The organism is Streptomyces bugieae, assembly GCF_036352915.1.
GTDB lineage: Bacteria > Actinomycetota > Actinomycetes > Streptomycetales > Streptomycetaceae > Streptomyces > Streptomyces endophytica.
In genome coordinates this window covers 43,173-68,124 of sequence record NZ_JAZBJP010000021.1, presented here as the reverse complement: position 1 = coordinate 68,124, position 24,952 = coordinate 43,173, and the positions used below count along the sequence as shown (strand labels likewise).

Annotated in this window: 22 protein-coding genes and 2 pseudogenes; 13 read left to right on the top strand and 11 right to left on the bottom strand. The window is 72.8% G+C overall.

All coding sequences use genetic code 11. The features are described from left to right. The first annotated feature begins 323 nt into the window (after positions 1-323). On the top strand, positions 324-539 hold the full coding sequence (locus V2J85_RS26675; RefSeq protein WP_030414095.1) for an I78 family peptidase inhibitor: 216 nt from the start codon (positions 324-326) through the stop codon (positions 537-539). A gap of 131 nt (positions 540-670) precedes the next feature. On the opposite strand, the gene V2J85_RS26670 is transcribed toward V2J85_RS26675, so the two are convergent. Together V2J85_RS26670 and V2J85_RS26665 are read right to left on the bottom strand one after the other, a co-directional pair. Further along, positions 671-1,711: a phosphatase PAP2 family protein gene (locus V2J85_RS26670; protein ID WP_330822978.1), complete on the bottom strand. Its 1,041-nt coding sequence runs from the start codon at positions 1,709-1,711 to the stop codon at positions 671-673. A 307-nt stretch (positions 1,712-2,018) separates the two neighbouring features. Then, positions 2,019-3,200 carry a hypothetical protein gene (locus V2J85_RS26665; RefSeq protein ID WP_261952291.1) on the bottom strand — a complete coding sequence of 394 codons (1,182 nt, stop codon included), beginning with the start codon at positions 3,198-3,200 and terminating at the stop codon, positions 2,019-2,021. Between the two features lie 211 nt (positions 3,201-3,411). Here V2J85_RS26665 and V2J85_RS26660 point away from each other — a divergent pair, with 211 nt between their 5' ends. Both V2J85_RS26660 and V2J85_RS26655 read left to right on the top strand, forming a co-directional pair. Beyond that, positions 3,412-5,061 (top strand): MFS transporter, encoded by a 1,650-nt coding sequence (locus tag V2J85_RS26660; RefSeq protein WP_261952292.1) that lies wholly within the window; start codon positions 3,412-3,414, stop codon positions 5,059-5,061. Between the two features lie 140 nt (positions 5,062-5,201). Beyond that, the gene (locus tag V2J85_RS26655; RefSeq protein ID WP_261952293.1) at positions 5,202-6,410 is read left to right on the top strand and encodes an acyl-CoA dehydrogenase family protein; all 1,209 of its coding nucleotides are present in this window, start codon (positions 5,202-5,204) and stop codon (positions 6,408-6,410) included. Positions 6,411-6,455: 45 nt separating this feature from the next. Here V2J85_RS26655 and V2J85_RS26650 read toward each other — a convergent pair whose 3' ends face one another. The 4 genes from V2J85_RS26650 to V2J85_RS26635 all read right to left on the bottom strand — a co-directional run bounded on the left by V2J85_RS26650 (position 6,456) and on the right by V2J85_RS26635 (position 9,720). Next, positions 6,456-6,905, bottom strand: a complete 450-nt coding sequence (locus V2J85_RS26650; RefSeq protein ID WP_261952294.1) for a cell division protein SepF — start codon at positions 6,903-6,905, stop codon at positions 6,456-6,458. A gap of 246 nt (positions 6,906-7,151) precedes the next feature. Then, the gene (locus tag V2J85_RS26645; protein ID WP_261952295.1) at positions 7,152-8,105 is read right to left on the bottom strand and encodes an ABC transporter substrate-binding protein; all 954 of its coding nucleotides are present in this window, start codon (positions 8,103-8,105) and stop codon (positions 7,152-7,154) included. After that, positions 8,102-8,635 carry a GNAT family N-acetyltransferase gene (locus V2J85_RS26640; RefSeq protein WP_330822977.1) on the bottom strand — a complete coding sequence of 178 codons (534 nt, stop codon included), beginning with the start codon at positions 8,633-8,635 and terminating at the stop codon, positions 8,102-8,104. Before V2J85_RS26640 ends, V2J85_RS26645 begins: the two co-directional genes overlap by 4 nt. Then, positions 8,632-9,720, bottom strand: coding sequence for an LLM class flavin-dependent oxidoreductase (locus V2J85_RS26635; protein ID WP_261952297.1), 1,089 nt, complete (start codon positions 9,718-9,720; stop codon positions 8,632-8,634). The genes V2J85_RS26640 and V2J85_RS26635 overlap by 4 nt, the downstream gene beginning before the upstream one ends. Before the next feature lie 492 nt (positions 9,721-10,212). On the opposite strand from V2J85_RS26635, the gene V2J85_RS26630 reads away from it, so the two are divergent. From V2J85_RS26630 to V2J85_RS26590, 9 genes and pseudogenes are all read left to right on the top strand, one after another. After that, positions 10,213-11,094 (top strand): amino acid ABC transporter permease, encoded by an 882-nt coding sequence (locus V2J85_RS26630; protein ID WP_330822975.1) that lies wholly within the window; start codon positions 10,213-10,215, stop codon positions 11,092-11,094. Next, positions 11,091-12,944 carry an FAD/NAD(P)-binding protein gene (locus tag V2J85_RS26625; protein ID WP_330822974.1) on the top strand — a complete coding sequence of 618 codons (1,854 nt, stop codon included), beginning with the start codon at positions 11,091-11,093 and terminating at the stop codon, positions 12,942-12,944. The genes V2J85_RS26630 and V2J85_RS26625 overlap by 4 nt, the downstream gene beginning before the upstream one ends. Continuing rightward, positions 12,928-13,595, top strand: a pseudogene (locus V2J85_RS26620) (amino acid ABC transporter permease). Before V2J85_RS26625 ends, V2J85_RS26620 begins: the two are co-directional and overlap by 17 nt. After that, the gene (locus V2J85_RS26615; RefSeq protein WP_330822973.1) at positions 13,592-14,362 is read left to right on the top strand and encodes an amino acid ABC transporter ATP-binding protein; all 771 of its coding nucleotides are present in this window, start codon (positions 13,592-13,594) and stop codon (positions 14,360-14,362) included. Before V2J85_RS26620 ends, V2J85_RS26615 begins: the two are co-directional and overlap by 4 nt. Positions 14,363-14,633: 271 nt before the next feature. After that, positions 14,634-15,299: pseudogene (locus tag V2J85_RS26610) on the top strand (LLM class flavin-dependent oxidoreductase); the annotation flags it as partial. Beyond that, positions 15,296-16,081 carry a DUF1684 domain-containing protein gene (locus V2J85_RS26605; RefSeq protein ID WP_261952300.1) on the top strand — a complete coding sequence of 262 codons (786 nt, stop codon included), beginning with the start codon at positions 15,296-15,298 and terminating at the stop codon, positions 16,079-16,081. The pseudogene V2J85_RS26610 and the gene V2J85_RS26605, both read left to right, overlap by 4 nt. A gap of 266 nt (positions 16,082-16,347) precedes the next feature. Continuing rightward, entirely contained in the window at positions 16,348-17,256 is a 909-nt protein-coding gene (locus V2J85_RS26600; RefSeq protein ID WP_330822971.1) for a S1 family peptidase, read from the top strand. A gap of 151 nt (positions 17,257-17,407) precedes the next feature. Beyond that, entirely contained in the window at positions 17,408-18,391 is a 984-nt protein-coding gene (locus tag V2J85_RS26595) for a slipin family protein (RefSeq protein ID WP_261952302.1), read from the top strand. A gap of 365 nt (positions 18,392-18,756) precedes the next feature. Beyond that, positions 18,757-19,830: a S1 family peptidase gene (locus V2J85_RS26590; protein WP_261952303.1), complete on the top strand. Its 1,074-nt coding sequence runs from the start codon at positions 18,757-18,759 to the stop codon at positions 19,828-19,830. An 83-nt stretch (positions 19,831-19,913) separates the two neighbouring features. Here V2J85_RS26590 and V2J85_RS26585 read toward each other — a convergent pair whose 3' ends face one another. From V2J85_RS26585 to V2J85_RS26575, 3 genes are all read right to left on the bottom strand, one after another. After that, positions 19,914-20,720 (bottom strand): metallophosphoesterase family protein, encoded by an 807-nt coding sequence (locus V2J85_RS26585; RefSeq protein WP_330822969.1) that lies wholly within the window; start codon positions 20,718-20,720, stop codon positions 19,914-19,916. Between the two features lie 84 nt (positions 20,721-20,804). After that, complete coding sequence (locus tag V2J85_RS26580; protein ID WP_261952305.1) at positions 20,805-21,245, bottom strand: subtilase-type protease inhibitor; 441 nt, start codon at positions 21,243-21,245, stop codon at positions 20,805-20,807. A gap of 434 nt (positions 21,246-21,679) precedes the next feature. Continuing rightward, the gene (locus V2J85_RS26575; protein ID WP_330822967.1) at positions 21,680-22,378 is read right to left on the bottom strand and encodes a TetR/AcrR family transcriptional regulator; all 699 of its coding nucleotides are present in this window, start codon (positions 22,376-22,378) and stop codon (positions 21,680-21,682) included. A gap of 129 nt (positions 22,379-22,507) precedes the next feature. Between V2J85_RS26575 and V2J85_RS26570 the strand changes: the two genes are divergently transcribed. After that, positions 22,508-23,278, top strand: coding sequence for an SDR family NAD(P)-dependent oxidoreductase (locus V2J85_RS26570; RefSeq protein ID WP_261952307.1), 771 nt, complete (start codon positions 22,508-22,510; stop codon positions 23,276-23,278). A 42-nt stretch (positions 23,279-23,320) separates the two neighbouring features. Here V2J85_RS26570 and V2J85_RS26565 read toward each other — a convergent pair whose 3' ends face one another. Both V2J85_RS26565 and V2J85_RS26560 read right to left on the bottom strand, forming a co-directional pair. After that, positions 23,321-23,644 carry a nuclear transport factor 2 family protein gene (locus V2J85_RS26565; protein ID WP_330822966.1) on the bottom strand — a complete coding sequence of 108 codons (324 nt, stop codon included), beginning with the start codon at positions 23,642-23,644 and terminating at the stop codon, positions 23,321-23,323. 59 nt (positions 23,645-23,703) lie between these two features. Continuing rightward, positions 23,704-24,768, bottom strand: coding sequence for a DUF3533 domain-containing protein (locus V2J85_RS26560; protein WP_261952309.1), 1,065 nt, complete (start codon positions 24,766-24,768; stop codon positions 23,704-23,706). Positions 24,769-24,952 lie beyond the last annotated feature (184 nt).

The following is a 24,952-nucleotide window of genomic DNA, read 5'->3' as shown; positions in this document are numbered from 1 at the left end:
TGCGTCCGCCAATTCCCCGGCGGCCAGGAATGGGCGTCCGGTAAGCGGGAATCCGGGGCTGACCGTGGATTAATTTCCGGCCGGTGTTGCCCGGTGCCCGGAGCGGCCGTGTCCGTTTCGTATCCGATCACGGCGGAATTCAGCCGGTTTTATTTTTCCACCCGGTTGCGCCGTCACCCGGCGCGTACGGGTGACGGAAGTTCCGGCAAACGCCGGAACGCCGGCTGTGACACAAGTGTGACCAATGACGGACCGGAAAGTCACCGGGGTGTGCGGCGGACGGCCCTTCCGCGGGCCCGGGACGGGCGCCTACGGTGGCTGTCATGAGTGACGTACCCGACTTTCCGACCAATCCCGAGGACGACGTCCGGACCTATGTCGGTCTGGAGCAGCAGGACGCCGAGGAGCGGGCCCGGGGGCGCGGCTGGAGCACCGTCCGCGCGCTGCCGCCCGGCACGGTGATCACCATGGAGTACGTCGCCGGCCGGCTGAACTTCGAGGTCAAGGACAACGTGGTGCACCGCTGCTGGCCGGGCTGAGCGCCTGCGGCACGACGCCCCGGCACGACGGACGGAACGACGACGAAGGCCCCGGCCGCTCGGAGGAGCGGCCGGGGCCTTCGCTGCGGGGTGGGGGTGTGTGCGTACCGGCCCCGCGGCTGGTGGGGCGGTCAGCCGCCGGTGTTGCGGCCGCGCACGGACGTCGGGCCGAGCGGGGTCGTGCGCGGGACGCGGTCCGCGTGCGGCGGCCGCCGGCTGCCCGCGGGATTCGCCGGGGTGCGCTCCGACCGGATGGTGTACGGGCGCGACGCGTGGTGCGGCCAGCCGCCGTCCGGGGCGCGGGTGGCCGGGCGGCCGCCCGTGGTGGCGCCGATGGTCTCGCGGACCAGCACCTCGCCGTCCGGGGCGAGGCGCTGCCGGGAGAGGCCGGGAGCCAGCGAGCCGGCCGGCAGCGGGCCGCGCAGCGAATCGGGGCGCAGCCGCAGCCACAGCCGCAGCAGGATGCCCATGAGGCGGTCCTCGACCCAGGTGACGCCGGGCTCCAGCCAGGGCATCGCCAGCAGCACCAGCAGGCCGGCGGCCCAGCCGAGCAGCACGTCACTGACCCAGTGGGTGCCGAGGTAGACGGTCGTCATGCCGACGCCCAGCGCGCCCAGCGCGGCGATCACCGACAGCGTGCGGCGGCGCAGCGGGGTGGTCGCCAGATAGGCCAGCACGCCCCAGGTGACCACGGCGTTCGCGGTGTGGCCCGAGGGGAATATGTCGCCGCCCAGCCACATCTCGTTGGCGCCGACCGTCGTCGCGTAGTGCGGACCGAGCCGCCCCATGCCCAGCTTCGCGGCGCCCACCGTGATGTTCAGCAGCAGCAGTGAGGCGCCGAGCACCAGCAGCGGGTGGAGGTTGCGCTGGCGCCAGCAGCGCCAGCCCAGCCAGGCCGCCACCGCCACCGCGGTCGGGCCGCGCTGGCCGAGCACCACGAAGTAGTCGAGGAACGCGTGGATCGCAGGCCATTGCTTGTACGGCCTGAAGAACATGACCTGCCAGTCGAAGGTGACCAGCCAGGAGGTGGTCAGCACTCCGACCACGATCGCCGCGTACACCGCCAGCGTGCCGCCGAACAGCCACAGGCGGGTCCGGGTCATCTGGGGTGGTCGGGCGCGATCGGTCGGGCGCTCCTCCATCTGGTCGAGCTTCTTCTCATCGGTACGCACTCAATCGACGTTACCGCCTGTGATGTAGGCGCTTGGTCAAACTGTGCGCTTTGTAATGACGATGTGATGTGGAATGGGTCTCAATCGGGGCTTCGGCGGCGGGATTTGGAAGGGAATTCCGAAGGATTCCCAATCGCTTCCGGACGTCCGCGTGTCGGTCCGTCGAGCGCCTTATCTGCTTTTCTCCGAAGGGAGTTTATCGGCTATTTACTGGGGCGTTGGACGATGTTTCCTCGCGGCCGCGATCGCGGAAGAGGATCATCCGGCTGCCGGCCGGAAGAAGTTGATCTTTGTGGTCGCGGCCGGGTCACGGCGGGCCCGATCCGTTCAGCCAGAACGCCCCGTAGATCGCGGCCCCCGCCGCCACCACCCCGATGACCAGCCAGGACCAGGCCGGCCGCCACCGGGCGAGCGCCGCCGCCGGGGGCAGCAGCAGCGGGTAGGCCGGCATCATCAGCCGCGGCTTGGACCCGAAGTAGCCCTTGGCGGTCAGCGCCAGTAGCAGCACCAGCCCACCGTAGACCGCCAGCGGCAGCGGCTGGCCGCGCCGCACCCCGTGGACGTACAGCCAGATCACCAGTCCGACGCCGGCCAGCAGTCCGAGACCGGCCGCGAAGGGCTGCTGCCCGATGAACCCGGCGAACGCGACGCCGCCGTCGAAGCCGTTGCCCCAGCCGCCCTGGACGTCCAGATAGCCGGTGGCCGAGCCCTCGCGGATCCCCACCCATACGAAGTAGCCGCACCAGCCGAGCGGCGCGAGCAGCACCCCGGCCGCCATGCCGGGGTGGGAGCGGAACGCCGCGCGCAGCCGTACGCCCGCGGCCCGCTCGCGCCACAGGGTCACCGCCGCGGTGACCCACACCGCGGCGACCACCGCCGCACCCACCGGCCGGGTCAGCCCGGCCAGCGACGCCAGTACCCCCGCCGTCACCCAGCGCCCGGTCAGCACGGAGTGGACGCCCCAGGCCGCGAGCGCGGTGAACAGCGACTCCGAGTACGCCATCGACTGCACGATCCCGACCGGCAGCGCGGCCCACAGTGCCGCCAGCGCGATCCCGGCCCGCGGCCCGTGCAGCCGCTCGCCGGTCGCGTACAGCGCCCAGGCCGCGGCCAGCGACGCCGACCAGGCCACCGCCATTCCGGCGTCCGCGGCCGACAGCGGCGTGAGCGCCGACAGGCCCCGCTCCAGCCACGGCAGCAGCGGGAAGAACGCCAGGTTGGAGTGCACGTCGCCGTTGGCCAGCTGCACGCTGTAGCCGTAGCCCTGCTCGGCGACGCGGGTGTACCAGAGCGAGTCCCAGCGGGCGGTGAGCAGGGTGTGCCAGTCCTTGCCGTTCGCGGCCGACCAGGCGCCGAGCACCAGCAGCCCGAGCAGCCGGACCGCGGCGTACGCCGCCAGCGCGGGCGCGGCCCGGCGCAGCGCGGCGACCACCGCGGCGCCGTCCCGTGCGGTCCGGCCGGGAACCGCGGCCGAGGCAAGATCGTTCATCTGGACGATTATCCAGGTCTCCGGAAATGCCGGGCGACGGGCGGAGGGGGAACGTCCGGTGCTGCGATGAGCGTCTCATCGTGAGGTGAGCCACGCGGCACCCTCGAGGACTCGCGTAGTCTGACGTCTCTACTCGCCCGTGCCGCCGGTTCCCCCGGGGCGTTTTTCGCGCCCTGATCCGTGGCCGCGAGAGCATGACTGGAGGTGCTGCATGTCCGGGACGACCGCGTCCGGCAAGGGACGGACGGCTGGTGTTCCCCGGCTTCCAGGCGGCGGTGTGAACCGCTGGACCGTGCTGATCGTGCTCTGCGTCAGCCTGCTCTTCGTCGCACTGGACACCACGATCCTCTACGTCGCCGTGCCCTCGGTCACCGAGGACCTGCGGCCGGGACCGGTCGAGCTGCTCTGGATCGTCGACATCTACCCGCTGATCGCGGCCTCGTTGCTGATCCTCTTCGGCACGCTCGGCGACCGCGTCGGCCGCCGCCGCATCCTCCTGCTCGGTTACGGCCTCTTCGGCCTGGCCTCGGCCGTCGCCGCGCTCGCCCCCAATCCGCAGATCCTGATGACGGCGCGCGCCCTGCTCGGCATCGGCGGCGCGATGATCATGCCCGCGACGCTGTCGATCCTCCGGCAGGTCTTCCCCGACCGCCGGGAGCGTGCGGTCGCCATCGGCGTGTGGAGCGCGGTCGCCGCGGTCGGCGCCGCGGTCGGCCCGGTCCTCGGCGGCTTCCTCGTCGAGAACTTCTGGTGGGGCTCGGTCTTCCTGATCAACATCCCGATGATGTCGGCGATGCTCCTGATAGGACGCTGGCTGCTGCCGGAGTCGCGCGGTGAGCGCAACGGTCCCTGGGACGTGATCGGCGCGGTCGTCGCGGCGCTCGGCGTGCTGGGCATCGTGCTCGGCGTCAAGCGGATCGGCAGCGGCGCGGCGATCGTGGGACCGACCACGCTCCTGCCGATCGTGCTCGGCGTGGCCCTGCTGCTGCTCTTCGTACGGCGCCAGCGCCGGCGGGCGCACCCGCTGATCGACATGCGGCTGTTCGCCCGGCCGGCCTTCGGCACCTCCGTCGGCTGCATCGTGCTGGCCATGCTCGCGCTGGTCGGCCTCCAGCTGATCGCCGTCCAGTACCTCCAGCTCGTCCTCGGGCTCAGCCCCCTGGAGACCGGGCTGCGGATGCTGCCCCTGGTGTTCGCCGCGATGGCCGCCGGCCTCACCGGCTCGAAGCTGCTGCAGGCCCTCGGGCCGCGGGCGATGGTCTCGCTCGGCTTCGTGCTCACCGCCGTCGCGGTGCTCTGCCTGACCGCGATGAGCAGCCAGGACCGCCCGTGGCTGCTGTCCGGCGGCTTCGTGCTGCTCGGCTTCGGCTTCCAGTCCACGCTGTTCGGCGCCTACGAGTCGATGCTCAGCGAGGCCCCGGCCGAGCAGTCGGGCGGTGCCGCGGCCATCGGCGAGACCTCCTACCAGCTCGGTGCCGGGATCGGCGTCGCGCTGCTCGGCAGCGTCATGAACGCCGCCTACGCCCCCGGTCTGACGCACGTCGACGGCGTCTCCGCGAAGACGTCCGCGTCCGCCGCGCACTCCCTGGGCGAGGCGTACAAGGTCGCCGCGGGCCTGGGCCAGAGCGCCAAGGAGGCGCTGCGGATCGCCGCCCGCGACTCCTTCGTCCGCGGGCTGCACATCACCCTCGTCGCCAGCGCCGTGCTGCTGCTGGTCGGTGCGGGCATCGCGCTGCGGCTGCCGCGCCGGGCCGCGGAGACCACCGAGCGGGCCGAGGGCGACACCGGCACCGCGGAGGGCGCCCCGGCGGGCGCCGGGCGTGGCACCGGCGAGCCCGCTCCGGCCGGCTCCGGCCGCTGAGCTCCCCGGACCTCCCGCTTTTCCGTCCCGCCGCGCGGCGCCGGCCCTTGCCGCGCGGCACCGCGGGCCGTACCGTCGGACGCGCTGCATAACTACCACTGCTAGTTTTAGTCGCGCGCTGAACCCGCCGGAGGCCCGCCATGCCAGCCAAGCCAGCTTCCTCAGCTTCTTCGACAGTTCCGCCGTTCGACCCGGGCGACCCGCTGGGCATCGACGACCTGCTCACCGACGAGGACCGCGCGGTCCGCGGCACCGTCCGCCAATGGGCCGCCGACCGCGTCCTGCCGCACATCGCGGAGTGGTACGAGGCGGGTGAACTCCCCGGCATCCGCGAACTGGCCAGGGAACTCGGCGCGATCGGCGCCCTCGGCATGTCCCTGACCGGCTACGGCTGCGCCGGCGCCTCCGCCGTCCAGTACGGCCTGGCCTGCCTGGAACTGGAGGCCGCCGACTCCGGCATCCGCTCGCTGGTCTCCGTCCAGGGCTCGCTCGCCATGTACGCGATCTGGCGCTTCGGCTCCGAGGAGCAGAAGCAGCAGTGGCTGCCCGGGATGGCGGCCGGCGAGACCATCGGCTGCTTCGGCCTGACCGAGCCGGACCACGGCTCCGACCCGGCCGCGATGCGCACCTACGCCAAGCGGGACGGCGACGACTGGGTGCTGACCGGCCGCAAGATGTGGATCACCAACGGCTCGGTGGCCGGCGTCGCGGTGGTGTGGGCCCGGACCGACGACGGCATCCGCGGCTTCGTCGTGCCCACCGACGCCCCGGGCTTCTCGGCCCCCGAGATCAAGCACAAGTGGTCCCTGCGCGCCTCGGTGACCAGCGAACTCGTCATGGACGAGGTGCGGCTGCCGGCCGACGCGGTGCTCCCCGGCGTCACCGGTCTGCGCGGCCCGCTCGGCTGCCTGAGCCACGCCCGCTACGGCATCGTCTGGGGCTCGATGGGCGCGGCCCGCGCCAGCTTCGAGGCGGCGCTGGAGTACGCCCGTACCCGGGAGCAGTTCGGCAAGCCGATCGGCGGCTTCCAGCTGACCCAGGCCAAGCTCGCCGACATGGCCGTCGAACTGCACAAGGGGATCCTGCTGGCCCACCACCTGGGGCTGCGGATGGACGCGGGGCGGCTGCGCCCCGAGCAGATCAGCTTCGGCAAGCTGAACAACGTCCGGGAGGCGATCGAGATCTGCCGCACGTCCCGGACGATCCTCGGCGCCAACGGGATCTCGCTGGAGTACCCCGTCATGCGGCATGCGACCAACCTCGAATCGGTGCTCACCTACGAGGGCACCGTCGAGATGCACCAGCTGGTGCTGGGCAAGGCGCTCACCGGGCTGGATGCCTTCCGGTGAGCGGAGGCCGGCGGCGCACGGCGCCCCCGGTGAGCGGCCTTGCCCCTAACTCTGGTTGAAGAAGCCGCCGTTGCGGTGGTCGTGGGTCTCGCCGCTGAGCACCCGGTAGTCGGCGGGGGTGAGCAGGAAGACCCGGGTGGCGACCCGCTCGATCGAACCGCGCAGGCCGAAGGTGAGGCCGGCCGCGAAGTCGACGACCCGCTTGGCGTCGGCGGACTCCATGGACGTCAGGTTGACGATCACCGGGACGCCCTCCCGGAACAGCTCGCCGATGCCACGGGCGTCCCGGAAGCTCTCCGGGGTGACCGTGGCGATGCGGGTGCCCTGGTCCTGGGCGGCCTCGTCGGCCACCCGGACCCGGGGGTCGGTCACCCAGGGGTTGCCACCCGGGCCGGCGGCATCGGGTCCCTCGGCGTAGTCGTCGTCGTAGTAGCGCTCGTCATCACCGTCGTCGACGAGGCCAAGCCAAGCACTCGCCTTGCGCACCGATCCCATTGACGCCTCCTCTCACCCGTGGTCTGTGTGTGTTCCTGCCCCTATCGTCGTCCATCAGGCCGAGGGAGTGCCAAGTGGATAGCGGCCGCACGGGGGGTTCGTGACACATCTGGTGCAAAGAGGGTGGCGCGCCATCAGCTTCCGCGCCCTATAAGGAAACTGACTGTATGAAGAGCGTAACGGTCGGTACCCGACCGAGTGGTGGCGGCAAGTGGCCGGGCCGTGCCGGGGCCTGATCCACCCGGATTACTTGATCTCCGGCGGGCTGATCTGCGACGACTTGATCGCCGAGGGCCCGGTGCCCCACTTCTTCAGGATCCGGTCGTAGGTGCCGTCCTTCTTCAGATGGTTGACAGCGGCCCGGAAGGCGGGCGCCAGCGGGGTGCCCTTCTTGAACGCGAAGCCGACGTCGAGCCGTTTGAACTCGTTGAGGAACTTCAGGCCGGGCTGCTGCTTGACGGCGTACCGCAGCCCGTTGATCGTGCTCATCACCACGTCGCTGCGGCCCTGCTGGAGCGAGATCCACAGCGCCCCCTGCTCGGCGAAGGTCTTGACGTCGTACGGCTTCCGGCCGGCCTCGGTGCACAGGTGCCGGTTCTGCTCCAGCGTCGCCTCGAAGGTGGTGCCCGCGCCGGTGGCGACGGTCAGTCCGCACAGCCGCTTGAGCGAGGTGACCTTCTTCAGCGGGCTGTCCTTGCGGGCCGCGAAGCCCTGGCCGTCGTTGATGTACGTGACGAAGTCGATGGTCCTGCGGCGCTCGTCGGTGACGCCGAAGTTGCCGGTGCCCACGTCGTACTTGCCGCTGCCGAGGGCCGGCAGGATCGCCTCGAAGCTCGCCACCTCGCGGTGGATCCGCAGCCCGAGGGCCTTGCCGACCGCGTCCGCGAAGTCGATGTCCTCACCGGCCAGGGTCGTGCCGTCGGGCAGGTAGGTGGCGCCCGGCGGGGTGCCGACGCTGGCGGCGAGCGCGAGGGTGCCGCGCTCGCGGACGTCGGCGGGCAGCAGTTTCGCCGCCGCCGGGTCCTTCGTGACGCCGGAGACCACGTCGGTGGTGGGGATCTTGGCCTGCGCGGCGGCCGGTCCGGTGGCGCCGGTGCCGCCCGACGGGTCGCCGGAGCCGCAGGCGGTGAGCGCCAGGACCGCGGTGGCCAGCAGCGCCGTGGCGCGCAGTGCGGTGGTGCGGGGCGTGGTGGTGGTCATGGGCGCGGGGTCTCCAGGTGCTTCTCGAACGGCAGCGGGCCGATCGATTCCGGGTCGGCGGACAGGTCGAACAGCGGCCGGTAGCCCGCGGCGAGGTAGAGGACCTTGGCCTCGGGCTGGCGGGGACCGGTCGTCAGGTGGACGCGGGTGTAGCCGCGGGCCGCGGCGTCCTGCTCCAGGACGTCGAGGACCCGCCGGGCCAGTCCGCGCCGGCGGTGGGCGGAGTGCGTCCAGATCCTCCCCCAGACTCCGTCCGGGGGTGCCCCCATCCGTTCGGCGGTCCGGGCGTCGAGGCGGCGGTAGGCGCCGCCGGCCACCGGCTGGCCGTCCGCGAGGAGCAGCAGGAACGTGCCGCCGGGCGGGGCGAACTCCTCCGCCGGGTACTCCAGGCCGAGGTCGACCGGCTTTTGGTAGCGGGTGCTGTATTCGTGGGTCAGCTCGTCCAGCAGCGGGCGGGCGAGCGGATCGCCGACGGTGGTGTGGCGGACCGTCAGCCGGGCGGTCGGCCGCGGCCGGGGCGTGGTGGTCATCGGGCCGCCTCCACGGCCGGCTCCGGCGTCGCGGCCGGTACGGGCGTCGGCCAGGGCAGCGGGTCGGGGAGCTCGTGGCGCAGCTGCGGCAGCACCTCGGCGGCGGTCAGCCGCAGCACCTCGGCCTTGCGGGCGAACGGCAGCCCGGCGCTGTCCACGGAGAAGAACTGCAGCGCATGGCCGTAGGCCACGTGCTGCGACAGGATCTTGCCGGCGATCCGCGCGGGCGAACCGACCAGTGCCGGACCGTGGTCGGCGGCCTCGTCCAGGGTGCGGAACGGGGTGTTGTTGCCCGGTACGTCGCGCGCGGCGACCGCCGCCTCGTAGTACGGCGCGAACTCCCGGCGGGCGGTGCGGTCGTCGGCCGCCGCGTAGAGCGTGCCGCCCGAGGCGACCAGCGCGGCCGCCGGATCGTGGCCGTAGTCCGCCCAGCGGGCCCGGTAGTGGTCGATCAGCTTGGCGTAAGCGGCCACCGGCTGGATGACGTTGGCCGCGAAGACCGGATCGCCCCACAGGGCCGCCAGCTCCACCGAACGCTCGCTGGTGGCGCTGCCGTGCCAGACGGTGGGCGGCCGCCGGAACGGGCGGGGCAGCACCGTGGCGTTCTTCAGCGGCGGCCGGAACCGGCCCGACCAGGTGACCTGTTCCTCGCTCCACAGCCGGCGCAGCAGTTCGTAGTTCTCCTCCTGCAGCGCGTACTGGTCGCCCGGATCGCGGTGGAAGAGGTGCCAGGGCTCGGGCGCGTTGCCCTTGCCGATGGTCAGCTCCAGCCGGCCGCCGGAGAGCTGGTCGACGGTGGCGTAGTCCTCCGCGACGCGTACCGGGTCGAGGGTGGACAGCACGGTGACGGTGGTGAACAGCCGGATCCGGTGGGTCCGGGCGGCGATCGCGCCCAGCACCGCGGGTGGCGAGCTGGACAGGAACGGCGCCCCGTGCCGCTCTCCGACACCGAAGGCGTCGAACCCCAACTCCTCGGCCAGTACGGCGAGTTCGACGACCTCGCGGAGCCGGTCGTGTGGGGTGAGGAGGCGTCCGGACAGCGCGTCCGGGACGTTGTCGATCAGAGTCATGACGCCGAAGCGCATACCGCGCCCTTCTGCGAGCGGGACGGAGGGAGGAGAGGAAGGAAAAGGAGAAGGAAAAGGAGAAGGGGCCCCTGGGAGGGGAGGGGGGACGGCGAAGAAGGTGGAGCGAGGGGAGGGGTCGCCGAAGGAGCGGCGTGGAGTGTGAAGGCGCGCGGCGGAAGAGGAAGGAGAACCGCGGAAGGGGCCCGGCCTTATCGGCGACGGGCCGCAGGGCAGGGGGTCAGCTCAACAGGACGACGACCACACACGACCGAAGTCGATGTGGTCGCGGGTGACCAGCCGCTGCCATGCGTACATGCGAACAAGTGGAACAGGCATCCGTTTCCGCGTCAACCGCCACGTGATCCATGGCTCACAGTGCGGACAGCCTTGACAACCAGGCGTGTTGACGCCATAGCCTCAAGAGCCGGTCGTGCTGAGGGGCGCGGCCCGCTCGTTCGTGTGAAGGCGCCGGAGCCCGTGCTCGCTCTCGGCATCCACGGAGCCTTCGCCATGCCTTTGGTCGACCCCGTTTCCGACACCCTCGACGCCCCGGCCCCACCCGCCGCGGCACCACCCGACGCCCCGGACCCCGCCGCGCTGCGGATCGTGCCGCGCCGGCGCACCGGCCGGCGGGCCGCGGCCGCCGTCGTCCTCGCCCTGCTGGCGCTGGCCCTCGTCTCCGTCGTCCGCAACGACGCCTTCCAATGGGACGTGGTCGCCGACTACTTCCTCACCACCGCCGTCCTGCGCGGCCTGGGGCTGACGCTCTGGCTGACCGTGGCCGTCATGGTGCTCGGCTTCGCGCTGGGCACGCTGCTCGCGGCGATGCGGCTGTCGGACAACCCCGTGCTGCGCGGCGTCAGTTGGGGCTACGTCTGGCTCTTCCGGTCGATGCCGATCCTGGTGCAGCTGCTGTTCTGGTTCAACATCGGGGCGCTCTACCCGACGATCCTCGGCGTCAAGACCGTCGACCTGCTCGGCCCGGTCGCCATCGCGGTCATCGGGCTGACCCTGCACGAGGCCGCCTACGCCGCCGAAGTGGTCCGCGGCGGCATCCTCTCGGTCGACAAAGGACAGCTGGAGGCCGCCCAGTCGCTGGGGCTGGGGGCCTGGCGGCGGCTGCGCCGGATCGTGCTGCCGCAGGCCATGCGGGCGATCGTGCCGCCGGCCGGCAACATGCTGATCGGCACCCTCAAGGGCACCTCCATCGTCAGCGTCATCGCCGTCCAGGACCTGCTGTACTCCGTGCAGCTGGTCTACCACCGCACCTATCAGGTCATCCCGCTGCTGCTGGTCGCCACGCTCTGGTACATCGTGGTCACCTCCGTGCTCGGCGCCGGCCAGTTCTTCGTCGAGCGGCACTACGCCCGCGGTACGGCCGGTGCGCGGTGAACGCCTCCCTCGTCATCGTCGGGGCCGGCCCGCGCGGAACCGGCGTCCTGGAGCGGCTGGCCGCCAACCTCCCCGAGCTGTACGGCGACCGGCCCCTGGACATCCACCTCGTCGATCCGCACCCGCCCGGTGGCGGCCGCATCTGGCGCCACGACCAGTCGCCGCTGCTGTGGATGAACTCCACGGCCGAGGACGTCACCATGTTCACCGACGAGACGGTGGAGCAGGCGGGCCCGGTCCGGCCCGGGCCCACGCTCGCCGAGTGGACCGGGGCCGACGGGCAGGCGTTCCTGAGCCGGCAGCGGCAGGGCGCGTATCTGCGCTGGGTGTACGAGCGGTCGGTGGCCGCGCTGCCGCCCACCGTCACCGTCCACGAGCACCGGGGCACCGCCGTACGGGTCTCCGGCTCGCGCGACGGCCGGCAGCAGGTGTGGCTGGCCGGCCGCCCGGCCCCGCTGCTCGCCGACCTCGTGGTCCTCGCCCTCGGCCACCTCGACGCCGAACTGCCGCCTGAACAGGCCGAGTTGGCCGAATTCGCGGCCCGGCACGGGCTGACGCACCTGCCGCCCGCCTTCACCGCCGACAGCGATCTGAGCGTCCTCGGGCCCGGTGAACCGGTGCTGGTGCGCGGTTTCGGGCTGGCCTTCATCGACCTGATGGTGCTGCTGACCGAGGGCCGCGGCGGTACGTACACCACCGGCGCCGACGGGCGGCTGACCTACCGGCCCTCGGGGCGCGAGCCCGTCCTGCACGTCGGTTCGCGGCGCGGCGTCCCGTACCACTCCAAGATCGGCTACCCGCCGAGCGGTGAACGGCCGCCGCTGCCGCGGTTCTTCGGGCCCGCCCAGGTGGACGCGCTGCTCGCCCGGCCCGGGAAGGACGGCATCGACTTCCGGCGCGACGTCTGGCCGCTGATCGACAAGGAGCTGGGCTTCGCCCACTACCACCGGCTGTTCACCGCGCACGCCGACCGCACCCGGATGGCCTGGCCCGACTTCGAGGAGAAGTACGCCGCCGCCGACCCGGGCAGCGCCGCCCTCCAGGCCCTGGTCGGCGCGGCCGTCCCGGACCCCGCCGACCGGCTCGACCTGCACGCGCTGGACCATCCGCTGGCCGGCCTGCGCTACCCCGACGCCGAGGCGCTGCAGGAAGGACTGCGCGGCTACATCGAGGCCGACCTCGCCCGCCGCCACGACCCCGCGCACAGCCCCGACCTCGCGGTCTTCCTCGCGCTGCTGTCGGTCTACGGCCAGCTGGTCCGGCTCGGCGACCGCGGGCCCTGGTGGCACGGCTTCTTCAGCTACCTCGCCTCCGGCCCGCCGGGACCGCGGCTGCGCCAGCTGCTCGCGCTCTCCCGGGCCGGTGTGGTGCGCTTCCTCGGCGCGGACACCACCGTCACCGCCGACGAGCGGCGCGGGGTGTTCCGCGCCGAAAGCCCCAGCGTGCCGGGGGAGTCGGTGACGGCCCGGGCGCTGGTCGAGGCCCGGCTGCCGGAACCGACCGTGGCGCACACCCGCGACACCCTGCTGCGTTCCCTGTACGCCGAGGGCGCGGCCGCGACCCCGGCCGGGCTGCTGGCGGTCGACCCCGCCGACGGCCGGATCCTGGACCGCGCCGGCCTCCCGCACCCGCGCCGGTTCGCCCTCGGCCCGCACACCGACGCCCGGGCCGGCGGTGCGTTCTCCCGGCCCCGGACCAACGCCCCCGCCTTCCGGCAGAACGACGCCACCGCGCGGGTGCTGCTCGCCTTCCTCCGCGACCGGGCCGCCCGGCCCACCCCCGTCCCCACGCCCGTCCCCGCCTCCGGCACCGCACCCACCCCCGAGGACACCCATGCCCTTGACCACTGACCCACCCGCCCGGCTGACCGCCACCGAGCGGGCCGGACCACCGGACGCCGACGATCCGGCCGCCCTGAAGGTCGTCCCCGTACGCCACCCCTGGCGCTGGGCCGCGATCGCGGTGACCGCCGTGCTGTTCGGGCAGTTCGCGCACGGACTGGTCACCAACCCGGCGTGGGAATGGCCGGTGTTCGCCCAGTTCTTCACCGCGGAGACGGTCCTCAGGGCCACTTCGACACCATGGGCCTGGTCGGGGCGATGGGCGCGGCGGTGCTGGGGCTGGCGCTGCACCAGACCGCGTACGCCGCCGAGATCGTGCGCGGCGGGGTGCTCGCGGTGGACGGCGGACAGCTGGAGGCGGCCGCCGCGCTCGGCATCCCCCGGCTGCGGCAGCTGCGCCGCATCGTGCTGCCGCAGGCGGCGCGCTCGATCCTGCCCAACGCCACCAACGAGGTCATCTCCCTCTTCAAGGGCACCTCGATCGTCTCCGTCATGGCGATCGGCGAGCTCCTCTACCAGGTCCAGGTCATCTACGGACGGAACGGCAGGGTCGTGCCCCTGCTGATGGTCGCCACCGCCTGGTACGTCCTCCTCACCACCGTGCTCTCCGTCCTCCAGCACTACGTGGAACGCCACTTCGCCAAGGGAGCCACCCGATGAGCACGCAGACCGCGATGGTCGACGTCCGCTCGGTCCACAAGAGCTACGGCCCGCTCCAGGTCCTCAAGGGCGTGGACCTGACCGTCCGGGCCGGCGAGGTCACCGTCGTCCTCGGCCCGTCCGGCTCCGGCAAGTCCACCCTGCTGCGCACCATCAACCACCTGGAGAAGGTCGACAGCGGCTCGGTGAGCGTGGACGGGTCGCTGGTCGGGTACCGGCGTTCCGGCAACAAACTCCACGAGCTGCGCGAACGCGAGATCCTCAAGCAGCGCACCGGAATCGGCTTCGTCTTCCAGAACTTCCACCTCTTCCCGCACCTGACCGTGCTGGCGAACATCACCGAGGCCCCGGTCTCCGCACTGCGCCGCCCGAAGAAGGACGCCGAGGCGGCCGCCCGGGCGCTGCTCGACCGGGTCGGGCTCGCCGACAAGGCGGACGCCTACCCCAAGCAGCTCTCCGGCGGCCAGCAGCAGCGGGTCGCCATCGCCCGGGCGCTCGCCCTCGAACCGAAGCTGCTGCTCTTCGACGAGCCGACCTCCGCACTCGACCCGGAGCTGGTCGGCGAGGTCCTCGACGTCATCAAGGACCTGGCGCACCAGGGCACCACCATGATCGTCGTCACCCATGAGATCGGCTTCGCCCGCGAGGTCGCCGACACCGTCGTCTTCATGGACGGCGGACGGATCGTCGAACAGGGCCCGCCCGGCCAGGTCCTCGACCACCCGCGCCACGCGCGCACCACGTCCTTCCTTTCCAAGGTCCTGTGAACATGAGGAGACATCCGTTGCACCGCCGCACCCGGACCGCCGCCCTCACCCTCGCCGCCGGCTCCGTGCTGCTCACCGCCTGCGGCGGCGCGGCCGCCGGCAGCGGCGGTGACGCCGGGAACACCGTCACCGGCGCCCACGGCACCACCCTCGACATCGGCCCGGACCAGCACCGCGTCCACGGCGTCAAGGACCCGAAGAGCGCCGCGCTGGTGCCCGCCCGGGTGCGCCGGACCGGTGGTCTGCGGATCGGCGTGGGCGCCGAGTCCAGTCCGCCGCTGAGCTTCTACACAGCGGCCTCGAAGCCGGCCGGGCCTTCTACGCCGACGTCAAACGCCGGCTCGCGGCGTACGGCAGGCAGCCGGACCACCTCGCGATCATGCCGGGGGTCACCTTCGTCCTCGGTGACACCGCCGCCGAGGCCCAGGAACGTGCCGCCGAGATCCGCCGGCAGCAGGTCTCCCCGCAGAACGCGCTGCTCGCGGCGGAACAGATCTGGGGCGTGGACCTCTCCGGGTACGACCCCGACGGCCCGCTGCCGGATGTCGATCCGGACCCCGGCAGCGAGCTGGCCCAGGGCCGGGTCCGGATCGCCGACCCCAAGGCGATCGCCGACAAGTGGCGGGCGCTGTCCCGGGCCAAGGGGCTCTCCCTGCGCGAGACGGTGATCGAGACCACCGGCCGGCAGTCCTTCATCGGCACTCCGGAGGACGTCGCGGCGCAGATGGACGCCTTCGTGCAGACCGACGCGGCCGACGGGTTCATCCTGGTGCCGCATCTGACGCCGGGCGGTCTCGACCCGTTCGTCGACCGGGTGGTACCCCTCCTCCAGGAGCGCGGGGTCTTCCGCACGGAATACACCGGCACGACGCTGCGCTCCCGCCTGGGGCTGCCGCCGCAGCCCGGCCGCGCCGCAGGAAGGGGACCCACCGCATGAGCACCGACGCACACGAGGAGTGGCAGGACTGGCGCGAGCGGCGCCGCGCCGCGCTCACCGGGCCGTACGGCCCGCTCGCCCTGGTCGGCACCCACTGGCCGGCCGACCACCCCGACGGTCGGATCGAGGGCCTGCCGGGCCACTGGACCGCGCAGGACGACGCGCTCGTGCTGCGGGCCGGGCCGGACGACGGGCTCACCGTCGACGGCAAGCCGGCCGCCGGCGAGACCCGGCTCGGCCCGGACGCGGACCCCGGGGCCACGCGGGTGACGTTCGGCGAGCGGCACCTGCTGGTGCTGCGCCGCGACGGCCGGTGGGCGGTGCGCGACTTCGACCCGCGGTCCGAGGCCCGCCGGTCGTTCGCCGGGATCGACGTGTACGAGTACGACGAGCGCTGGGTGCGGCCGGGTTTCTTCCGGCCGTACGCGCAGGGCCGCACGATCCAGGTGCGCAACGCCGACGGGCAGCGGCGGGGCCTCGGGCTGGCCGGGGAGCTCGCCTTCGGCCTCGACGGGGACGAGCACACCCTGCAGGTCGCGGTCGAGGGCGACGGCTCGCTGTGGGCGGTGCTCGCCGACGCCACCAGCGGCACCGACAGCTACCGCTTCCGCTTCCTGCGGCCGCCCGCGCCCGCCGAGGACGGCACCGTCACGGTCGACCTCAACCGGATCGTGCTGCCGCCGTGCGCGCTCGCCGACCACTTCCTGTGCCCCTTCCCGCCGCCCGGCAACACCCTGTCGATCGCGCTGCGCGCAGGGGAGCGGAACCCCACCGTCCGCTGACCCGTCCCCGCATCGACCGAGGGGGTCACCCCGCGCCCCGGCAGCCGTCAACTCCGCTGCCGGGGCGCGGTGTTGACATGTGTCGGCGAGGTTTCCGGCCGGAGACATGCGTGAAGCCCTCTTGCGCTTGAGGGGTGGTGCGCCGGAGACTCCCGCTCAGCGCTTGTCAGGGGCACGCAAAAACGAACGTGCGGATTCCGCGTGCCCTTCGGCTGCGCCTCACCGGGCTGCCCACCGGCGGCCCCCCGATCCCCTCGGAGGAATCAGTGAGGAACGAGCGCACCACCCCCCGCAGCGGCGTGGCGAGACGCACCCGGCTGATCGCCGTGGCGTCCGGACTGGTGGCCGTCGGAGCCATCGCCGTCCCGACCGCCAGCGCCCAGAACCCCGCACCCGCCCAGACGTTCAGCGCGGCCCGGCTCACCGCGGCCGGTGACGCGGTCCGCGCGGCGGACGTCGCCGGCACCGCCTGGCGGGTCGACCCCGCGACCCACACCCTGGTCGTCACGGCCGACCGCACCGTCTCCCGGGCGGAGATCGCGAAGATCCAGCGGGCCGCCGGCGCCAACGCCGGAGCGCTCCGCATCGACCGGACCGCCGGCACCTTCCGCAAGTTCATCGCCGGCGGCGACGCCATCTACGCACCGAGCTGGCGCTGCTCGCTGGGCTTCAACGTCCGCAGCGGCAGCACCTACTACTTCCTGACGGCCGGTCACTGCACCGAGGGCAAGCCGCCGTGGTACACCAACTCCTCGGACACCACCAGCATCGGCCCGACGACCGGCACCAGCTTCCCCGGCAACGACTACGGCATCGTGAAGTACACCAACACGTCCCTGTCGCACCCGGGCACCGTCGGTAGCCAGGACATCACCAGCGCCGGCACCCCCAGCGTCGGCCAGTCCGTCACCCGCCGCGGCTCCACCACCGGCATCCACAGCGGCAAGGTCACCGCCCTGAACGCCACCGTCAACTACGGCGGCGGCGACATCGTCTCCGGACTCATCCAGACCACCGTCTGCGCCGAACCCGGCGACAGCGGCGGCCCGCTCTACTCCGGAAGCACCGCCCTGGGCCTGACCTCCGGCGGCAGCGGCGACTGCACGTCCGGTGGCACCACGTTCTTCCAGCCCGTCACCGAGGCGCTCAGCGCGTACGGCGTGAGCGTCTACTGACCGGCTGACGCCGGCCGGGCCCCCGTCAGCCGGCGGACGGGGACCCGGCCGGTACCCCCGCCCCCGCGCCTCGACCGGCTTCCGGGACCGGGCATACCATGGAAAAGCAGCCCGAACACGGACGGTATACGGCACACCTCAGGGGGCCGTGATGGTCGAAGAACTGGTGACGGCCGGAGTGGGACTGGCATGCGCCGGCGCGGTGTATTTCATGGCGGCGGCACGGGTGGTCAGGCAGTACGAACGCGGTGTGGTCCTCCGGCTGGGCAAGCTGACCTCCGCCGTCCGGCAGCCGGGCTTCACCATGATCATCCCGGCCATCGACCGGATGCGTAAGGTCAACATGCAGATCGTCACGATGCCGGTGCCCGCCCAGGAGGGCATCACCCGCGACAACGTCACGGTCCGGGTCGACGCGGTGGTCTACTTCAAGGTCGTGGACGCCGCCGACGCGGTCATCCGGGTCGAGGACTACCGCTTCGCGGTCTCCCAGATGGCCCAGACCTCCCTCCGGTCGATCATCGGCAAGAGCGAACTGGACGACCTGCTGTCGAACCGCGAGAAGCTCAACCAGGGCCTGGAGCTGATGATGGACAGCCCGGCCATCGGCTGGGGCGTGACCGTCGACCGGGTGGAGATCAAGGACGTCTCGCTGCCGGAGACGATGAAGCGGTCGATGGCCCGCCAGGCGGAGGCCACCCGCGACCGGCGGGCCCGGGTGATCAACGCCGATGCCGAGCTGCAGGCGTCGAAGAAGCTGGCCGAGGCCGCGGCCGCGATGTCCGACCAGCCCGCCGCGCTGCAACTGCGGCTGCTGCAGACCGTGGTGGCGGTCGCCGCCGAGAAGAACTCCACCCTCGTCCTGCCGTTCCCCGTCGAGCTGCTGCGGTTCCTGGAGCGCTCCGGGCAGCAGGGCCAGGTCCCGGCCGGCCCGCCGGAGACGGCGGACGGGCGGGAGCGGCTGCCGCGCCCGGACGGCGCGACCGCCGTGGAGGAGCCGCTGCCGGGCGAGGAGCGGCTGGACGTGCTCCCGAACGCCGAGCACCCGGCCGACCTGCCCGTCGACCTGCCGGCCGATCTGCCGGTGGACCGGTCCGCCGACGTGCCGGTGGACCTTCCGGAAGACCTCCGCTGAGCCGGTCCGCCCGCCCCTGCCCCCGCCGTTCCCCGGCGGGGGCGTTTTTCGGCCGGAGCGGACCCTCACAAACGGATCCGCCCGGGATCACGCGCACCCCTCCTGATGTCCGCACTCAGGAGCGTGGTCCGCGGATATCGGTGTGACCGCGATGTGACGAAAGCGTGAACGGCCGTATGTGAGACCGGAACTCGGTCTTGTGCACGACTGAGACGGGTGGGAATACTCGGCTCCGCACGTTGGCATGAACGCGACTCCCCTGAGGTGCTGCGCCGCGGGGCGGCCCCCGTTCGTGCCGGACCTCACTCTCCGGGCCCGTGCGACTCCCCACAGTCCGGGCCCTTCCCCCCACGGGAGGCTCTGAGTTGAAGCACCGACGTATACCCAACAGGCGCGCCGTTCTGGCAGGTGCCGGAGCGCTCGCCCTCGCCGCCACCGCCACCGTCACCCTCGCCAACGCCCAGGCGTCCCCGGCCCCCACCGCCCCCACGGTGGCCAGGCTGACCTCCGCCGCGGCCACCACCCTCGCGTCCCAGCTCAAGACCGGCACGGCCGGCGCGTACTACGACGCGCAGGCGAAGAAGCTGGTCGTCAACGTCGTCAGCGAGACGGCGGCCAAGGCCGTCCGGGCCAAGGGCGCCGAGGCCAGACTCGTCAAGCACACCCTGGCCCAGCTCGACGCGGCCCGGCAGACGCTGAAGGCCAAGGCCACCATCCCGGGCACGGCCTGGGGCCTCGACCCGCGCAGCAACAAGGTCGTGGTGACCGCCGACCGCACGGTCACCGGCCGCAAGCTGGACCGGCTCACCGAGGTCACCCGGAACCTCGGCGACAAGGTCGAACTCCGGCACAGCAAGGGGCAGTTCAAGCCCTTCATCGGTGGCGGTGACGCGATCTGGGGCAGCGGCGCCCGCTGCTCGCTCGGCTTCAACGTCGTCAAGGACGGCCAGCCCTACTTCCTCACGGCCGGCCACTGCGGCAACGCCGTCAAGAGCTGGTCGGACAAGCAGGGCGGCTCGGAGATCGCGACCACCGAGGACTCCAAGTTCCCCGGCGACGACTTCTCCATCGCCAAGTACACCGGGAACACCGAGCACCCCAGCGAGGTCGACCTCTACAACGGCAGCACCCAGAAGATCACCAAGGCCGCCGAGGCGACCGTCGGCGAGAAGGTCCAGCGCAGCGGCAGCACCACCCAGGTCCACGACGGCACCGTCAAGGCGCTGAACGCCAGCGTCAACTACCAGGAGGGCACGGTCGACGGGCTGATCCAGACCGACGTCTGCGCCGAGCCCGGTGACAGCGGCGGCGCCCTCTTCGACGGCGAGTCCGCGATCGGCCTCACCTCCGGCGGCAGCGGCGACTGCTCCGGCGGCGGCGAGACCTTCTTCCAGCCGGTACCGGAGGCCCTGAAGGCCTACGGCGCGCAGATCGGCTGACGGCGGCAGCGGTCCAGGACCCGCCCGGGCAGTTCCCGGGGCACCGGCCGCCGGACGCGTTCCGGGGCCGGTGCGCCGCGGGATCAGCCCGCCGCCCGCCCGTCGCCCGGCCCGAACGCGGCCAGCGCCTCCTCGGCCGAAACCCGGGCCCGTACGTACGTATCCGCCCAGTCGGCCGCCGACGGAAAGCCCGATTCCCGGGCGATCCGGGCGCAGGCCGCGTCGTAGTCGAAGGGGGTGTGCCGCAGGGTGACCGCGCCGCCACCGGGCCCCAGCAGCGCCCAGTGCGCACCGGCCCTCCCGTACGGCATGCCGACGCTGCCGGGATTGACCACCAGCCGCCCGTGGGTGAGCCGGACGTACGGCATGTGGGTGTGCCCGCAGACCACGGTCCGCACCGCGCCGGGCAGCTCCGCCAGCACCTCGGCCCAGCGCTCGGGCCGCGAGTCGACGAGCACCATCTCCTCGTCGTCCCGGGGCGTGGCGTGGCAGAACAGGACCGGGCCGAGCCCGGCCACCTCCAGCGTGACGGAGGTGGGCAGCGACCGGAGGAACTCCCTTTCCTCCGGGCCGAGTTGGCCGGCCGCCCAGGCGCTCACCGGGTCCGGCGGGCCCTCTTCCCCGCCCGCCGGATCCGCGGTCAGCTCCCGGTCGGCGTTGCCGCGGACCCACACCGCGCGCTCCCCGAGGGAGCGCAGCGCGGCGAGGGTCTCGCGGGGCAGCGGCCCGGCGAGCAGATCGCCGGTCAGCACGATCCGCCCGGCGGCGCGGACGTCCGGCTCGGCGAGCACCGCCTCCAGGGCCGGCAGCACACCGTGGACGTCGGAGAGCACGGCGACCCCGGCCCGGCCCGAAGAGACCTGCGGGGAAGGGACGTCGATGTCGGTCATGGGCCGAGCCTATGCACCGGCGGTCCCCGCACATGGCGGTCCCCGGGCACCACCCACCGGTGCCCGGGGACCTGGGTGCGGCGCTCAGAACTCGAAGACCGAGCTCAGGCCGGCGCGCATCACACAGGAGTTGGCGTAGGTGTAGGTGTACGACACCCGCTTGCCCTGCCACACGCCGTCGGCGGTGACGACGATCGGGGCCCACTCCTTGGTGCACAGCCGGTCCGACTTGGGGCTGGTGACGGTGTTGAAGTCACCGGCCGCGGCCCGCAGTTCGGCGCAGGCGGCCTTCGGTGCCGGGTGGCTGCCGGAGGCCACCGGCATACAGCTGAGGGACACCGCGCGCTGGACCGTGGCGGTCGCCCGGCTGTCGCCCTGGCCGACCGTCAGCACCAGTTCCGACGGTGCGTAGAGACCGCCGCTGCGCGCGGGCTGTGCTGGGGCGGCGACGGCTTGTGCGCTGGTGGCCAGCGTGCCGAGGACCAGCGCCGTGCCGAGCGCGATCGCCCCAGTGGTGTACCGCATGACGAACACTCCTTTGCTCGAAGGTGCAGATACCGGACGGGAGTTTGGTCGAAACACATCCCGAAAGCACCTTGAGCGGTCCTTCGCCGATCGCTTTGAGTCGTTGAGTGAAAGCTGAGAGTAATGGCGCGAACCTGACGGGAGGGGTTCGGGCTTGCGTACGGGAAGCGGGGTGCGGCCAGCCGGGATGCCCCGTGCATCGTGCGGCGGGCAAGGGCCGCGATGACCGGGAGGGAAGCAATCCGGCCGCCGACCGGTCGTTCGGGAGGGTTTCGATCTCCGCCGAATGGCCGAAGAGGGGGGCCGGAGGCCGCCTCCGTACGGCCTCGGCCGCCGTTCGAGGTAACAGGCGGTCGGCGGCGGGCCGCCTTACCCGCACCGTTTTCGTACGCAATCGAGGCGCGGGCGCTCTCGATCCCGGGGCGCGGGCGCCCTCAATTCGCGGGCGCGGGCCGCCCGTTCGGCGGCCCGTCCAGCTCCGGCAGTCCGGACGTCAGCGCCCGCATACCGCGGGCCACCAACGCGGCGGGCCCCTGCGCCCCGTCCACCGGCCCGTCCTGTGCCGCCCACTCCTCCACCGCGACCCGCATCGCGGTGTTCGCCGCGGCCGCGGCCAGCCGTACCTGAAGCGGGTCCGCGCCCGTCATCCGCGCCAGGACCGGCCGCAGCGCCTCCTCGGCGTCGTGGTGGACCCGGTGCCAGACCGCGCGCAGTGCCGGATCGCCCGGCATCGCCCGCAGCAGCCCGCGGGTCCGGCGCAGCGCCTCCGCGGCCGGCTCGTCGGCGGGCGTCAGTGCCCGGCGGGCGGCCAGCTCCAGCGCCTCGCGGACCGTGGCTGCCGCCGGCCCGGCCGGCGGGGTGGCCAGGTCGTCGATCCACTGCCGCACCCCGACGGAGAGCAGCGGCGCCACCGCGTCCTCCTTGGTGCGGAAGTAGCGGTAGAAGGTGCGCAGCGCGACGCCGGAGGCGCGGGCGATCTCCTCGGCGGTGACCGCCGCGCCGCGCTCGGCGAACAGCGCCGCCGCGCAGCGGGCGATCTCCAGCTGGGTGGCGGCCTTGCGCCGCTCGGTGAGCGAGGGGCGGGCGGCGGGCGCCGCGGGACGGGGTTCGGCGGGCACGGACTCGGCGGACATGGGCTCAGCTTACGGAGCGCGGCGACAGATCGGCACACCGCGCGTGTTTGGCACATCGTGCCACCACGGCGTAGCGTGCACGGCGATCGCCGCAGCGCCGATCGTCGCCATCGCGAAGGGAGCACCACCATGAACCGCTTCGAGGGACGCCGGGTCCTGATCACCGGGGCCGGCTCCGGCATCGGGCAGGCCACCGTCCACCGGATCCTCGCCGAGGGCGGCCGGGTGGTCGCGGCGGATGTCGACGCCGCGGGCCTGGAGGCCACCGCCGCCCGGGCCGCCGCGGACGGGGCCGCGGGCCGGCTGCGGACCGCGGTGCTGGACATCGCCGACGAGGCGGCGGTCCGCTCCGGCGTCGCCGCCGCGGTGGACGGCCTCGGCGGCCTGGACGTGCTGGTCAACGCGGCCGGCATCCTGCGCTCCGCGCACACCCACGAGACCGGCCTGGAGCTCTTCAACGCGATCATCGCGACCAACCTGACCGGCACGTTCCTGATGATCCGCGAGGCCCTGCCCGCCCTCCTGGAGGGCGCGTCCCCGGTCGTGGTCAACTTCAGCTCCACCTCGGCCTCGTTCGCGCACCCCTACATGGCGGCGTACGCGGCGAGCAAGGGCGGCATCCAGTCCATGACGCACGCGATCGCCGCCGAATACGGCAAGCAGGGGCTGCGCGCGGTGTGTGTGGCGCCGGGCTCCATCGCCAGCGGGATGACCAGCGGCCGCGGGCCGGGTCTGCCCGAGGACGCCGACATGTCGCTCTTCGCCAAGCTCGCCCCGGCCCTCGGCGAGGGCTTCGCGGGCCCGGAGACGGTCGCCGGCGTGATCGCGATGCTCGCCTCGGAGGACGGCGCGTTCATCACCGGCACGGAGATCCGGATCGACGGCGGCACGCACATGTAACCGAGGTCAACTGGCCGCGCAATGAAGGGTAATGACGGTGCGTCAGGCCTGTCCGGTCTCGAACCGGCTCACCTTCCCGTCCGTCACCGTGAACTCCCAGCGGGTCCGCATCTCCCCCCAGGTGTCGTTGCGGTAGTCCGCCACGAGGGACAGCCCGTCGTCCGACTGCGACCGCACCGCCAGGTGCCCGCGCGAGCCGAAGACCTCCCGGTCGGTCCACTGCCGGAGGTCGCGGTCGGACCCGTCGTCGGACATCGTCGCGTCGGGGGTGAGCGCGGCGAAGAACGCCTGCTCGTCGTTGGCGTTGAGGGCGGTGACCAGTGCGCGCACCGCGGGGTGGGTCAGCCGGTCGGTGGAGAGGGACATGGTGCTGCTCCTTCGTGCGGTGGGGGTGAGCGGTGCGTCCGGGCCGGACGCCCGGTGGTTCAGGCCGGTGGTCGTTCGTTCTCGGGGGGCCGGTCCGTCGGGCGGTCCTTCGTCAGGAAGACCGACAGCAGGAGCGTGAGCAGCGTGCCGCCCACCGCCCAGGCGGCGAGCACCAGTAGCGGGCCGGTCACCGCGGCGCCGTCGAAGTACGCGAGCGAGCGCGCCGCCCAGGTGCCCGCGCCCGGGGGCAGGGCCGGGCCGATGGCGTGCCAGAACGGGGGCAGCAGCGGATACGGGTAGGCGCCGCCCGCGCTCGGATTGCCCAGGATGACGATCAGCAGGATCGCCAGGCCGATGCCGATGATGCCCAGCAGGGCCTGGCAGGCCAGGGTCGTGGCGCCCACCGCGAAGACCACCAGGGCGCCCAGACCCCACAGCCCGGCGAAGGTGCCGGGCAGTGCGTCCAGGACCGGGCCGACGACGATCGCGCCGGCCAGTCCGGCGGCGATCGCGTACAGCGCGAGGGCGGCCAGCCGGATGACGGCCCGGTGCCCGTTGGACGGCCGCGCCCCGGCGCTGATCGCGAGGATCGCGGCGCACAGATAGCCGCCGACGCACCAGCCGACGACCAGGTAGAAGGACGACAGGCTGCGGCTGTCGCCCGCCGCGGCCGGGGAGACGTCGACCGTCCGGACGGTGCGCCCCTGGGCCTTCTCGGCCGCGCGGACGACCAGTTCGACCGCCTGTGACAGGGAGGCGCCGCCGCCGCTCGCGACCAGCAGCCGGTCGGTGGTGCCGCGCGGATCGACGAGCAGCGCCCCGTCGATCGCCCGGTCGGCGAGCTGCTGCCGGGCCACGCGCTCGGAGCGCAGCGCGCGCGGATCCAGCGGGGAGCCGGGCAGTCGGTCCAGCTGCGTCACCACTTTTCGGGCGGCGGGCGGGGGAGCCACCACGCCGAGCGGTACGTCCGACGGCCGCGGGTGGTGGAAGGCGCCGGTGTACGAGGTGATGAACGCGATCATCAGGCCCAGGACGCCGAGCACCAGCAGCGAGGCGTGCGGCGTCACCGCGCTCCGCACCTCGCGGAGGAAGGTGGTGCGGCTGCCGTCGTCCGTGGTGGCCATCCGTCACTCCTCGCCGCAGGTTCGCCCACCGGCGGCAGGCCCGCCGGAAGACGGCTTTTGCCCCCATATCTTGCGATCCGTGGCAGGTGGGTGCAGAACGGCTGGGCCGAACGGCGGAGGCGCGAAGACGATCTTCCGGGGTGCCCCGGCGTGTTGTTCGTACGAATGTTCGACGAGCGGGTTA